We start from the raw sequence: 13,286 nt of genomic DNA on the forward strand, positions 1-13,286 counted from the left end.
ACCCCGACAGGCAGGTCCCCGAGAAGACAAGGACGTCATGACCGACAACCCGACCGACGCCGCCGGCACCCCCGCACCCGGCACCCCGGCTCCCGATGCCGCCGCCCCCCAAGCCGCCGCACCCCAGGCCGCCGGGCCCGACGCCGCCCAGCCGACCGACGAGCGGAGCCCGTACGAGCGGATGGGCGGTGCGGAGACGTTCCGCGCCATCGTGCACCGCTTCTACGAGAACGTCCGGACGACCCCGGATCTGCACGCGCTCTACCCGGAGGAGGACCTCGGCCCGGCCGAGGACCGGCTGCGGTTGTTCCTGGAGCAGTACTGGGGCGGGCCGACGACCTACTCCGAGCAGCGGGGCCACCCGCGGCTGCGGATGCGCCACGCCCCGTTCAAGGTGACCCCGGCCCAGCGGGACAATTGGCTGGCCTGCATGCACGACGCGGTCGGGTCGGTCGAGATGGACAAGGCGGCCCGCGACGAACTGTGGAACTACCTGTCCCGCGCCGCCGACGCGATGATCAACGCCTTCGAGGGAGAGGACATGACCCCGACCCACCGGCGCAACCTGCTCTGAGCAGACCGCGCTGGCCTAGGCTCGGGACGTGACTTCCGACGCGCCCGGCACCGTGAACGCCACCGATTCCTCCGCGGACTGGTGGCGGTCGGCGGTCGTCTACCAGATCTACCCCCGCTCGTACGCCGACGGGAACGGGGACGGCGAGGGGGACCTGGCGGGAATCCTCGCCCACCTCGACCACCTGGTCGCCCTCGGCGTGGACGCCGTGTGGATCTCCCCGTGGTATCCGTCGCCCCTCCACGACGGCGGCTACGACGTCGCGGACTACTGCGCCATCGACCCGCGCTACGGGACGCTGGCCGAGGCCGACGAGGTGGTCGCCCGGGCCCACGCGCAAGGCCTGCGGATCATTATCGATCTGGTCCCCAACCACTGCTCGATCGAGCATCCGTTGTTCCGGGCCGCGCTGGCCGCCGGCCCCGGCTCGCCGGAGCGGGACCTGTTCCTCTTCCGCGACGGCCGCGGCCCCGGTGGCGACCAGCCACCGAACAACTGGCCCGCCCACTTCGGTGGACCGGCCTGGGAACGGGTGATCGGGCCCGACGGCGTCCCCGAACAGTGGTACCTCCATCTCTTCACCCCCGAGCAGCCCGACTGGAACTGGAGCCACCCGGCCGTCCCGGCCCTGTTCGACGAGGTGTTGCGGTTCTGGTTCGACCGCGGCGTCGACGGTTTCCGGATCGACGTCGCCGACTCCTGCGCCAAGGACATGACGCTGCCCGACCTTCCGCCGGGCGCCGGCAACGGTGGCTACGGCGAGGGCAAGTATCCCGGTCACCCCTACTTCGACCGTCCCGAACTCGCCGCCATCCATCGCCGCTGGCGGGCGGTCGCCGACGAATACGCCGACACCCCGCAGGGGCCGCGGGTCCTCATCTCCGAGGCCTACCTCGGGCCGACCCACCGGCTCGCCGCGTACACCAGCAACGGTCGCCTGCACCTGACGTTCAACTTCGACGCACTGCTGACGGAGTGGTCGTACGCCTCGCAGCGGGCGATGATCGAAGCGACCCTCGCCGGCTACGACGCGGTCGGCGCACCGTCCACCTGGGTGCTGGGCAACCACGACCAGCCACGGCTGGTGTCGCGCTACGGTCGGGCGGTGACCGGGGCGACGTTCACCGCCGACGGGGGCCTCGGCAGCCGGGCGGCGAAGGGGCCCGCGGCCGGGGAGGACCTCGTGCTGGGCCGTCGCCGCGCCCGGGCGGCCGCCCTGTTGGAGCTGGCCCTGCCCGGCGGAGCGTACGTCTATCAGGGCGATGAGCTCGGGCTGGCGGAGGTCGACCTGCCGGTCGAGGTCCTGCAGGATCCGATCTGGACACGGTCCGGGCACACCGAGAAGGGCCGCGACGGCTGCCGGGTGCCACTGCCCTGGTCCGGGGATCGTCCGCCGTACGGGTTCAGCCCGGCCGACGCGACGGCCGCGCCGTGGCTGCCGCAGCCCGACTGGGCGGACCGTACGGTCGCCGCCGAGGCCGACGACCCGGACTCGTTCCTCACCCTCTACCGTCAGGCGCTGGCGATCCGGCACCAGCACCCGGCGCTCGGGGCGGGGACGCTGCGGTGGGCGGCCGACGCCCCGGCCGGGGTGCTCGCTTTCGATCGGGACCCCGGATTCTCCTGCTGGGTGAACTTCGGCGACGAGCCGGTGGTCCTGCCGGCCGGGGCGCGCGTGCTGCTGGCCTCGGCGCCCCGCCGGCCATCCTCGGACGACCCGGGACGCGTCGCCGAGGGACCCCACTCCGGCTCCGACGCTGACCTGCTCGGCACCGACGAGGCGGTCTGGTTCACCCGCTGAGCGGGATCGCCCCCGAGCCTCGTCAATGCTGGTGCGGGCCCGTTCCGACCGGCTGCACGGTGATCGGGCGCAGCGCCTCACGGACCCGGGCGGGGATCGGCCGGGGACGGCTCTGCGGGTCGGCGCTGACCAGCACCACCCGGCCGACGGCGTGCAACACGTCCGCCCGAGGATCGCGGATGCGCACCTCCAGGCTCATCGACGTCGACCCCACGTGCAGCACCACCAGTTCGGCGACGTACGGCGCGATCCGGTAGCTCATCGGGGCGCGGTACTCCACCTCCTGGGCGGCGACCAGCCAGCTGACGTCGGCGCCGGCCCGGCCCCAGTCCTCACTCGCTCCCGCCACCTCCAGCGCGGCGATCCGCGCCTCCTGCAGGAAGGTGAGGAAGGCGACGTTGTTGATGTGGCCGAACGGGTCGAGTTCCGACCACCGCACCCGCACCGGGTACTCGTAGCCGAAGCCGGTGGGCCAGTCGGCGTGCGGCAGTGCCCGCAGGTGCAGCTCCGGGCCCGACCAGTCCTCCAGCCAGGCGCGTTCGCCGGCGGTCAGCCGGCGCACCGTGCCGGTGTGTACGTCGAACGGCGCACAGTCGGTGGTGGCGCGGGCGACCATGGTGTCGCCCTGGCACAGTTCGTACGCCACGGTGAAGCGCGCCCCGCCGACCCGCGCCACCCACAACCGGATGACGATCCCCTCACCGCCGAAGTGTGCCGGGGCGAGGTACTCGACGTGTTGGGCGGCCACCGCGATGCCGTGGTCCAGCAGCTCGGGGTGCGGGCCGTCGAGGATCCAGTCGACCCTGGCCTCCTGGAGGTAGTCCAGGTGGACCACGTTGTTCACGTGGTTGTGCGGATCCTGGTCGGCCCAGCGGACCCGGGCCTGGTAGATGTACTGCGTCACCGCGGCACCTCCGATCAGGTCAGTTCAGGTCGGTTCAGATTCAGGTCAGGGTGAGGGGATGCAGCCGGTCGCGGAGGATCTGCGGCAGCGGCACCGGGGTCCCGTGCGGGTCGGCATGCACCAGCACCAGATGGCCGACGGCGTACGTCACGTCGACGTGCGGGTCATGGATCCGCATCTCGAAGGTGACAGAGGTCGACCCGACGCGCAGGATGACCACCTCGGCCAGGTACGGCTCGATCTGGTAGGTCATCGGCACCTGGTACGTCATGTCCTGCGCCGCCACCACCCAGGTGCGCGGATCGCCGGGATGGCCCCAGGGCAGGTCACGGCGCGGCTCCTCCATCATCGCGATGGTGGCTTCCTGCAGGTAGGTCAGGTAGCTGACGTTGTTGACGTGGTCGTACGGATCGAGCTCCGACCACCGCACCCGCAACGGGTGCTCGTAGCCGAAACCGGACACCCACTCCACCGCCGGACGCGGCAGCGGCCGGAAGTCCATCGGCTCACCGAGGTAGCCCCGCAGCCACTCCCGCTCCTCGGGCGCCATCCGGCGCAGCCGGCCACCGTCGACGTCGTACGTCGCCAGGATCGTCTTCGCCCGGGCCACATGGGTGTCGCCCTGGTAGATGTCGTACGCCACCCCGAACCGTGCCCCGCCCAGATCGGTCACCCACAGCCGGATGATGATCGGGTCGGGACAGAACATCGACTGCGCCAGGTACTCGATGTGGTGGGAGACCACCAGCACGCCGTCGCTGAGCATCCGCGCGTACGGACCGTTGAGGATCCAGTCGACGCGTGCCTCCTGCATGTAGTCGAGGTAGGCCACGTTGTTGACGTGTCCCTGGGGGTCCTGGTCGGCCCAGCGCACCCGTGCCCGATAGACGTACGGGGTCGTCCCGGTCGTCGGGGTCGTGTCGGTCGTCGGGGTCGTGTCGGTCCTCGCTGCCGTTCCGGTCGGGCCCACGTCAGTCCTCGGGGTCGTAGAGCTTGTCGAGCTTGTCGGCGAAGGCCGTCGCGACGGCGGAGCGCCGGACCTTCAGGCTCGGGGTCACCTCCCCGTCGGCGACCGACAGCTCCCGGTCCAGGATCTCGTAGCGCTTCACGGTCTCCCACCGTTCCAGGCGGGCGTTGGCCTTCTCCATGTAGTGGTCGATCATGCCGCGGACCTCGGCGTTCTGGGTGAGCTCGGCGTACGACAACCCCTCGAGGTTGTGTCGACCCGCCCACGTCATGATCGCGGCCTCGTCGAGGGTGATCAGCGCGGAGATGTATTTGCGGCCCTCGCCCTGGACGAACACCTGGGAGACGTACGGGTTGTTGTTGACGATCGCGCCTTCGACCTTCTGCGGCGCGACGTACTTGCCGCCGGAGGTCTTGATCAGGTCCTTCTTGCGATCGGTGATCCGCAGCCGACCGCGCCGGTCGAGCTCGCCGATGTCACCGGTGGCGAACCAGCCGTCGGCCGTGTACGCCGCTGCGGTCTCCTCGGGCAGGTTGTGGTAGCCGACGGCCAGCGCAGGGCTCTTGACGAGGATCTCGCCGTCCTCGGCGATCCGCACCTCGTTGCCCGGGATCGGCCCGCCGACGGTGCCGAGGTCGGGATCGTTGGGGATGTCGAGGAAGGTGATCGCGGCGGTCTCGGTCATCCCGTAGCCCTCGATCAGCGGGATCCCGGCGGCCCAGAACCAGTTCTGCACCTGGGGGTTGAGCTTCGCCGACCCGGACACGAACCAGCGCACCCGTCCGCCCATCGTCGCGTGCAGCTTGGAGAACACCAGCTGGTGGGCGATGGCGTAGCGGATCGCCAACCCGCGCGGCAGCCGCCGCCGGGTGGTCAGGTACGGCAGTGCCCGCTGCCCGACCGAGAACGCCCAGCGCGGGATCCGGGAGATGACACCACGGTTCTTCAGGATCACCGCATTGCGGACCTTCTCGAAGATCCGCGGGGCGCCGGCCATGATGGTCGGCCGCACCTCGCCGAGACCCTCGACGATGCGCGAGATGTCCCCCTCCACGGCGTGCACCAACCCGCTGCCGAGCTGGATCGAGATCAGGCACTTGCCGAAGACGTGCGACAGCGGCAGCCACAGGAAGTGGATCTCGTCCGGCCGGAGGATCCCCATGTCCTGGCCGACCCGGTAGCCCTCGTGGGTCCACGAGCGGTGCGACAGGCGGACGCCCTTCGGACGGCCGGTGGTCCCGGACGTGTAGATCAGGGTCGACAGGGTGTCGGCATTCGTCGCGGCGATGGCCGCGTCGACGCAGCCGGGATGGTCGGTCAGCCAGGCTTCCCCGAGCGTACGGAACGCCGACCAGGAGATCACCTTGCCGCCGTCGTCGACGTGGTCGACACCCTCGGGATCGAGGACGACCACCTTCACGATCGCGTCCAGCGTGTCGCGGTGGAGTCGGATCTTGTCGACCTGGTCGGCATTCTCCGCGAAGACGATCCGCGAGCCGGAGTCGCCGAGGATGTGCGCGACGTCGTGGTCGTGCGTGTTGGGATAGACGGTCGTGGTCGCCCCGCCGGCGCACATGATCGCCAGGTCGATCAGGATCCACTCGATCCGGGTGCTGGAGGCGATGGCGACCCGATCCTCGAGCTGCAGTCCGAGGGCGAGCAGGCCGGCGGCGAGGTCGAACACCCGGTGGTGGGTCTCGGTCCAGCTCATCGTGGTCCACGCGTCATCAGCGCCGCGGTAGAGATACGCCGGGCGGGCCCCGAACTCCTCGACCGCCGCCAGGAACATCTTGCCCACCGAATCCTCACGGCGGGCCAGGAACGTTGCGGACGGCGGAGCCAGCTGCTCCAGCACAGAGTCGGCCAGATCAGGCATCTCTTCTCCTTGACGACGGATGGGACGGGGCCGCAGGACAGCGCGGACCGGCCCGGGCAGCACTGACCGGACAGGTCTTCTCAGCCTATCGTCCGTGTCGTACGCCCGGGCCGACGTGCCCCGGTCCGCCGAGCGGTCACCCCACTGATTTGTGGAAGTGCCACAAGTCGACCGTGGTTCGTTTGGAGAGTCCGGGGCCGTGGGGCCCGGTGACGGCTCAGCGGTCGAGGGTGGCCTCGAGGGTCACGCTGATGGTGACCTTGTCGCCGAGCATGACGGCGTCACCCTGCAGCGGGATGTTGAACTCGACGCCGAAGTCCTTCTTGTTGATCACGGTGGTGCCCTCGGCACCCATCCGGAACAGCCCGAATGCATCGGGGTCGATCGCACCGTTGAAGGTGGCGTCGAAGGTGACCGGCCGGGTGACGTCCTTGATGGTCAGGTCGCCGTGGATCTTGTAGTCCTCACCGTCGCCCTCCACGGAGGTCGAGGTGAAGGCGAAGGTCGGGAACTGTGCGGCACCGAGGATGTCGGAGGCGCGGATGTGCTCGTCACGCTGGGCCTGGTTGGTGTTGATCGAGGCGACGGCGACCTCGGCACGGACGGTGGCGTCCTTCGGGTCGGCGGACCCGGTGACGATCTGTCCGCTGACGTCGCCGAAGTTGCCGCGCACCTTGCTCATCATGTGCCGGATGGTGAAGGCCACTTCGGAGTGGGCGGGGTCGATGGTCCAGGTGCCGGGGACGAGTTCGGTCATGGGAATCCTTCGCGGTGAGAGCCTGGTGACTACCGTTGCCGGTCCAGCGTTGAACCTCCAACGCCCCGGACGCTAGGTCGGCACAATTGAAGTGTCAATGGCGTACGACTGTGGCGCGCATCACACCCACCGTGAGCACTCTTACATTCAGCACGGCCTCCCCCGGCGGGGTGGCAACTATTGAAACATCAACGTACCGCGTAACATGGGTCCATGACCGCAGTGCCCACGACCGAGTGTCCGCCCCGATGGCTGGACGATGAACAGCAACAGATCTGGCGTACGTATCTACGCGGTGTCCACCACCTCAACGAATACCTCGATCGCGCCCTGCGTCCGTTCGACCTCTCCCTCGCCGAGTACGAGATCCTCGTCTCGCTCTCCGAGGCCGACGAGCACCGGCTCCGGATGTCGGATCTCGCCGATGCCGTCCACCAGTCCCGTTCCCGCCTCACCCACACGGTCGGCCGGATGGAGAAGTCCGGCCTGATCGAGCGGGTGGCCTGCCCGAGCGACCGGCGCGGCGTCTGGGCCCAGCTCACCCCGGCCGGCTACGACCTGCTGGTGACGGCCGCTCCGTGTCATGTCGAATCCGTGCGCACGGCGCTGGTCGACGCCGCCACCCCGGAGGATTTCCAGGCGCTCGGCCGGGTGTTCGCGGAGGTGCTCGCCGTCCCCGACGTCAGCAACGGTCGATCCGGCCAGATCTGATCCAGATCTGCGTCGTACGCCGCCCTGCTGCCGGCACGAGCGGCCGGCCCCCGCAGCCGATCGCCGGTCGCCGGATCGCCGGCGCTGCTCCCCGCGCGAGCGGCCGACCGGCCCGGCGGGCCCGTACGGCAAGATGAACCCATGCGCCTGCCGTCCGTGCTGTCCCGTCCCCGCCCCACCGAACGCCCTGCGACCTCCGGCCACTCCCCGGCCGACCGTTTCGCCGAGGGACTGGAGCGGGCGCGGATCGCGGACCGCTACGACACCAGCACGCTGACCCGCGGGCTCTACTCCTCCGACAGCTCGATCTACCGGCTGGTACCGACGGGCGTCGTACGCCCCCACGACACCGAGGAACTGCGGCAGGTGCTCGCCGCCGCCCGGAGCGCCGGCATCACCGTGACCGCCCGCGGCGCCGGCACCTCCTGCGCCGGCAACGCGGTGGGTGAGGGGATCGTTGTCGACACGCTCAAGCACCTGACCCGGATCGTCGAGGTCGACCCGACCACCCGCACCGCCGTGGTGGAGCCCGGCGTGGTCCAGGACCGGCTGCAGAAGGCCGCCGCGCCGCACGGCCTGCGGTTCGGGCCGGATCCGTCCACCAGCACCCGCTGCACGATCGGCGGCATGATCGGCAACAACGCCTGCGGCCCCCGGGCGCTGGGGTACGGGCGGACCGCCGACAACATCGTCTCCCTGGAGGTGGTGACCGGCACCGGGGAGACCCTGGTGCTCGGCCCGGCCGACGACCCGGCCACCACGCCGGTGGCCGACTCCCCCGCCCTGACCGCCCTGCAGAAGCTCGTCGCGGCCAACCTGGCGACGATCCGCACCGAGTTCGGCCACTTCTCCCGCCAGGTCTCCGGCTACTCATTGGAACACCTGCTGCCGGAGAACGGTTTCGACGTGGCGTCGTTCTTCGCCGGCACCGAGGGCACCCTCGGGATGGTGACCCGCGCCCGCGTGCGCCTCGTCAGCGACGCCCCGCACAAGGTGACCGTCGCCCTCGGCTACCCGTCGATGCCGGAAGCCGCCGACGCCACCCCGCTGCTGCTGGAGCACCATCCGGTCGCGATCGAGGGCCTCGACCGGCGGATCGTCAACGTGGTCGCCGAGCGCCAGGGACCGGCAGCGGTGCCGGAACTGCCCGGGGGCGACGGCTGGGTGTTCATCGAGATGGTCGGCGATGACGCCGACGAGGTGCGCCGCCGCGCCCAGGCGATGGCCGAGGCGGCGCTGGCCGCGAACCCGGCCGCCCGCGGCGGCATCGTCGACGACCTGCAGCTCGCCGCCCGGCTGTGGAAGATCCGAGCCGACGGGGCCGGGCTGGCCGGAGTCGCGTTCGACAAGCCCGCCTACCCCGGCTGGGAGGACTCCGCCGTCCCGCCGGCCCAGCTGGGCGCCTACCTGCGCGACCTGGACGACCTGCTCCAGCGCCACGGCCTGCGCGGACTGCCGTACGGCCACTTCGGCGACGGGTGCGTACACTGCCGGATCGACTGGCCGCTCACCGAGCCGGACGGTGCGGCGCACTACAAGCGATTCATCGAGGAGGCCGCTGACCTCGTCGGTCGATACGGCGGCTCGATGTCGGGCGAGCACGGCGACGGTCGGGCCCGCTCCGCGCTGCTGCCGAAGATGTATTCCCGTACAGCCATCGCACTGTTCGGCGAGGTGAAGCGGATCTTCGACCCGGAGAACCTGCTCAACCCGGGCGTGCTCGTCGACCCGGCACCGGTCGAGGCGGACATCCGCGCGGTCGCCGCCGGCACGAGCCCGCTCCGGCGCGAGCACCTGCACTTCTCCGACGAGGCACACCGGTGCACCGGCGTCGGCAAGTGCATCGCCGACAACACGTCCGGTGGCGGCGTGATGTGCCCGTCCTACCAGGCGACCCGCAACGAGAAGGACTCCACCCGCGGCCGCTCCCGCGCGCTGCAGGAGATGGTCAACGGCGGCCTTTTCGTCGACGGCTGGCGCTCGGTGGAGGTGCTGGAGGCCCTCGACCTGTGCCTGTCCTGCAAGGGCTGCCGCCGGGACTGCCCGACCGGGATCGACATGGCCGCCTACAAGGCGGAGTTCCTCGATCACTACTACGCCGGACGGCTCCGGCCCCGCGACCACTACTTCATCGGCCTGTTGCCGATGTGGGGCAGGCTGGTGACCAGCATCCCGGGGCTGCACCGGGTCGCGAACGCCGCGCTCGGGCTGAAGCCGCTGGCCGCGCTGGCGAAGTGGGCCGCCGGGGCCGACCAGCGCCGCACCATCCCGACCTTCGCCGCCGGCCGGTCCACCCGGGCGGCCGGGCGGCTGCTGCACCTCGAGCAGGTCCAGCGGCCCCGGAAGGCCTGGCACGGCGAAGTGGTGATCTGGACCGACTCGTTCACCGACGTGTTCGCCGGCGGCGCTCTGCCCTCGGTGATCAAGGTGCTGCTGGACGCCGGCTACGCGCCGCGGCTGCTGGGCCGGGAGGCCTGCTGCGGCCTGTCGTGGATCTCCACCGGCCAGCTCGACGGCGCCCGCTCGCGGATGCGCCGGGCGATGGACGTCATCCACCCGATCCTGGCCACCGGCACCCCGGTGATCGGCATCGAGCCGTCCTGCACCTCGGTGTGGCGCAGCGACGTCCGCGACCTTCTGCCGGACGATCCGCGCACGCCCGCGATGGCCGGCGTGCTCACCCTGGCCGAACTGCTCGCCCGCACCCCCGACTACCAGGTGCCCGACCTGACCGGCACCACGATCGTCGCCCAGCCGCACTGCCACCAGTCGTCGGTGATCGGCTACGGCGCCGACGCTGAGTTGCTGAAGCGCACCGGGGCCGAGATCCGTACGCTCGGCGGCTGCTGCGGCCTGGCGGGCAACTTCGGGTCGGTGACCGGGCACTACGAGGTGTCGGTGCAGGTCGCCGGACACGACCTGCTGCCGGCGATCGACGCCGCCGGGCCCGATGCGGTGATCCTCGCCGACGGCTTCTCCTGTCGTACGCAGGTGGCCGACCTCGCCGACCGGACGGCCCTCACCCTCGCCGAACTGCTGGCGCGGGGCCCCCAGCACTGACCCGGTCCTCCCGGCACACGGCGTGCCGGGAGCCGGCACCCACTGCCGTCCTGTTCGCCGGTCGGGAACGGCTCGACGGTCGTCCTCCGTGCCTCCCGTGCCGTCGCCGCCGACCCCGCACCCAGGCCACCTCCCGGACCCCGCCGCCGACCGCGCGACCGGCCGCACAGAGCGATCGCCAGTCTTTCCGAGCGGTCTGACCAAGATTCACGGGCCAGACATTCCCCTGGCATTGCCCAGGACTTTGGTCAGACCCTGGGTCCGGCGTCGTTGCGCCGATCGGACAGACCAATGTGACGCGGTTCACGCTCCGGCACGCCTCGCCCGCCGGCCTGTCACGGTCGCCCTAACGTGGAGGAACCGCACGCGTCACCGGCCGCACGGACAGCTCCCGAGGCCAACCTCCGACGCCGCGCGGGAGCGTACGTCGAGGTGCGGACGCTGCCGCGTACGCCATCACGTCAGGTGTCAGGAGGACGGACGAGGGCGCGACTGTCCCCTGACCCGAAGGACCATCTCGTGTCGAAGAAGTACACCGCAGCGATTGTCGGTTCCGGCAACATCGGTACGGACCTGATGTTCAAGCTGCTCCGCAAGAGTGAGCACATCCAGCCGACCCACATGATCGGCATCGATCCGGAGTCCGACGGCCTCAAGCGCGCCGCCCGCGTCGGCCTGAAGACCTCCGCCGAGGGCGCCAAGTGGCTGCTCGCCCAGGACGACAGGCCCGACTTCGTCTTCGAGGCGACCAGCGCCAAGGCCCACGCGGCCTGGGCCCCGGCCTACAAGGAAGCCGGCATCCACGCGATCGACCTCACCCCGGCCGCCGTCGGCCCGTTCCTCTGCCCGCCGGTCAACCTCGACTCACTGACCGACGTGATGAACGTCAACATGATCACCTGTGGCGGCCAGGCGACCACTCCGATGGTCGCCGCCGTGTCGCGTGTCGTGCCGGTCGACTACGCCGAGATCGTCGCCTCGATCGCCTCGAAGTCCGCCGGCCCCGGCACCCGGGCCAACATCGACGAGTTCACCGAGACCACCTCGGCAGCTCTCGAGGCCGTCGGCGGCGCCAAGAAGGGCAAGGCGATCATCATCCTCAACCCGGTCGAGCCGCCGATGATGATGCGCAACACGGTGTACTGCTCGCTGCCGGCCGAGGCCGCCGAGCCGGGCGTCACCCAGGACGCCGTCAAGGAGTCCATCGCCCGGATGGTCGAGACCGTCCAGTCGTACGTTCCCGGCTACAAGCTCGTCGCCGAGCCGCAGTTCGATCACGCGCGTCCGGAGTGGAAGGACTGGGGCCGGGTCACCTGCCTGGTGCAGGTCCGCGGCGCCGCCGACTACCTGCCGGAGTACGCCGGCAACCTCGACATCATCACCTCCGCCGCCACGCGCACGGGCGACCTGCTCGTCGACCGCATCGAGGCCGGCAAGACCCAGGAAGGGGTGCGGGCATGAGCTCCGCCAAGCACACGCTGGATCCCAACACGACGTACGCCGCGCGGATCATCGACACCACGCTGCGCGACGGCTCCCACGCGGTCCGCCACCAGTTCACCATCGAGCAGGTCAAGGACGTCACCCGCGCCCTCGACGCCGCCGGTGTCGACATCATCGAGGTCACCCACGGCGACGGTCTGGCCGGCTCGTCCTTCAACTACGGCTTCTCCAAGGTCAACGAGATGGACCTGATCGAGGCCGCCAAGGGCGAGGCGAAGCACGCCAAGATCGCCGCGCTGATGCTACCGGGGCTGGGCACCCTGCACGAGCTGCGCGAGGCCAAGGAACGTGGCATCGACGTGATCCGGATCGCCACCCACTGCACCGAGGCCGACGTCTCGATCCAGCACTTCCAGGAGGCCCGCACCATGGGCCTGGAGACCGCCGGCTTCCTCATGCTGTCCCACATGATCGAGCCCGACCAGCTGGCCAAGCAGGCCCGGATCATGGCCGACGCCGGCTGCCAGTGCGTGTACGTCGTCGACTCCGCCGGCGCGATGATCCTCGACCAGGTCGGCGAGCGGGTCCGCGCGCTGAAGGACGAGCTCGGCGACGACGCCGAGGTCGGCTTCCACGGCCACCAGAACATGAGCTTCGGCGTCGCCAACTCGGTCTACGCGGTCGCCGAGGGCGCCACCTGGATCGACGGATCGCTCCGCGGCCTGGGTGCCGGCGCCGGCAACTCCCCCACCGAGGTGCTGGCCGCGGCCTTCGAGCGTCTCGGCATCAAGAACAACGTGGACACCATCAAGATCCTGGCCGCGGCCGAGGACGTCGCCGCCCCGATCATCCCCCGCCAGCCGATGATGGACCGGGCGTCGATCATCCAGGGGAAGGTCGGCGTCTACAACTCGTTCCTCTTCCACGCCGAGCGCGCCGCCGACCGGTACGGCGTCCCGGTCCAGGACATCCTGGAGGAGGCCGGCCGTCGTGGCTACGTCGGTGGCCAGGAGGACATGCTGATCGACGTGGCCGTCTCGCTGGCGTCCGGCGGCAGCGCGGCCTGATCGTCACTGCCTGACCACCGGCTGGCCACCGCGGCCCGATCGCCTCGCTGATCACGACGGTCCGATCGCCTCGCGATCATGCGCACCATCCAGGGGCGCCCGGGTCTCACCCGGGCGCCCCTTGTC

General features: G+C 70.5%; 10 protein-coding genes. 6 read left to right on the top strand and 4 right to left on the bottom strand.

Going from position 1 to position 13,286, the window contains the following annotated elements:
- The first annotated feature begins 37 nt into the window (after positions 1 to 37).
- Both R0146_RS15245 and R0146_RS15250 read left to right on the top strand, forming a co-directional pair.
- On the top strand, positions 38 to 574 hold the full coding sequence (locus R0146_RS15245; RefSeq protein WP_317690702.1) for a globin: 537 nt from the start codon (positions 38 to 40) through the stop codon (positions 572 to 574).
- Positions 575 to 626: 52 nt separating this feature from the next.
- Positions 627 to 2,375: a glycoside hydrolase family 13 protein gene (locus tag R0146_RS15250; protein ID WP_411567212.1), complete on the top strand. Its 1,749-nt coding sequence runs from the start codon at positions 627 to 629 to the stop codon at positions 2,373 to 2,375.
- 22 nt (positions 2,376 to 2,397) lie between these two features.
- Here R0146_RS15250 and R0146_RS15255 read toward each other — a convergent pair whose 3' ends face one another.
- The 4 genes from R0146_RS15255 to R0146_RS15270 form a co-directional block, all read right to left on the bottom strand.
- On the bottom strand, positions 2,398 to 3,279 hold the full coding sequence (locus R0146_RS15255) for an acyl-CoA thioesterase (RefSeq protein ID WP_317690704.1): 882 nt from the start codon (positions 3,277 to 3,279) through the stop codon (positions 2,398 to 2,400).
- A 40-nt stretch (positions 3,280 to 3,319) separates the two neighbouring features.
- Positions 3,320 to 4,249 carry an acyl-CoA thioesterase gene (locus tag R0146_RS15260; protein ID WP_317690705.1) on the bottom strand — a complete coding sequence of 310 codons (930 nt, stop codon included), beginning with the start codon at positions 4,247 to 4,249 and terminating at the stop codon, positions 3,320 to 3,322.
- Between the two features lies 1 nt (position 4,250).
- On the bottom strand, positions 4,251 to 6,122 hold the full coding sequence (locus R0146_RS15265) for an AMP-dependent synthetase/ligase (RefSeq protein WP_317690706.1): 1,872 nt from the start codon (positions 6,120 to 6,122) through the stop codon (positions 4,251 to 4,253).
- Between the two features lie 217 nt (positions 6,123 to 6,339).
- Positions 6,340 to 6,879: a YceI family protein gene (locus R0146_RS15270; protein ID WP_317690707.1), complete on the bottom strand. Its 540-nt coding sequence runs from the start codon at positions 6,877 to 6,879 to the stop codon at positions 6,340 to 6,342.
- Between the two features lie 213 nt (positions 6,880 to 7,092).
- Here R0146_RS15270 and R0146_RS15275 point away from each other — a divergent pair, with 213 nt between their 5' ends.
- The 4 genes from R0146_RS15275 (at position 7,093) to dmpG (ending at position 13,160) form a co-directional block, all read left to right on the top strand.
- Complete coding sequence (locus R0146_RS15275; RefSeq protein ID WP_317690708.1) at positions 7,093 to 7,590, top strand: MarR family winged helix-turn-helix transcriptional regulator; 498 nt, start codon at positions 7,093 to 7,095, stop codon at positions 7,588 to 7,590.
- A gap of 141 nt (positions 7,591 to 7,731) precedes the next feature.
- Positions 7,732 to 10,650, top strand: a complete 2,919-nt coding sequence (locus R0146_RS15280) for an FAD-binding and (Fe-S)-binding domain-containing protein (RefSeq protein WP_317690709.1) — start codon at positions 7,732 to 7,734, stop codon at positions 10,648 to 10,650.
- Positions 10,651 to 11,169: 519 nt separating this feature from the next.
- Positions 11,170 to 12,111 (top strand): acetaldehyde dehydrogenase (acetylating), encoded by a 942-nt coding sequence (locus R0146_RS15285; protein ID WP_317690711.1) that lies wholly within the window; start codon positions 11,170 to 11,172, stop codon positions 12,109 to 12,111.
- Entirely contained in the window at positions 12,108 to 13,160 is a 1,053-nt protein-coding gene (gene dmpG, locus R0146_RS15290) for a 4-hydroxy-2-oxovalerate aldolase (protein ID WP_317690712.1), read from the top strand. Before R0146_RS15285 ends, dmpG begins: the two co-directional genes overlap by 4 nt.
- Positions 13,161 to 13,286: the final 126 nt, after the last annotated feature.

The sequence above is a fragment of the Raineyella sp. LH-20 genome (genome assembly GCF_033110965.1).
Classification (GTDB): Bacteria; Actinomycetota; Actinomycetes; order Propionibacteriales; family Propionibacteriaceae; genus Raineyella.

Excerpts from the sequence above, each read along its gene's own strand:
- R0146_RS15245 (WP_317690702.1), top strand. The coding sequence starts at position 38 with ATGACCGACAACCCGACCGACGCCGCCGGCACCCCCGCACCCGGCACC.
- R0146_RS15265 (WP_317690706.1), bottom strand. The coding sequence starts at position 6,122 with ATGCCTGATCTGGCCGACTCTGTGCTGGAGCAGCTGGCTCCGCCGTCC.
- R0146_RS15270 (WP_317690707.1), bottom strand. The coding sequence starts at position 6,879 with ATGACCGAACTCGTCCCCGGCACCTGGACCATCGACCCCGCCCACTCC.
- R0146_RS15275 (WP_317690708.1), top strand. The coding sequence starts at position 7,093 with ATGACCGCAGTGCCCACGACCGAGTGTCCGCCCCGATGGCTGGACGAT.
- R0146_RS15280 (WP_317690709.1), top strand. The coding sequence starts at position 7,732 with ATGCGCCTGCCGTCCGTGCTGTCCCGTCCCCGCCCCACCGAACGCCCT.
- dmpG (WP_317690712.1), top strand. The coding sequence starts at position 12,108 with ATGAGCTCCGCCAAGCACACGCTGGATCCCAACACGACGTACGCCGCG.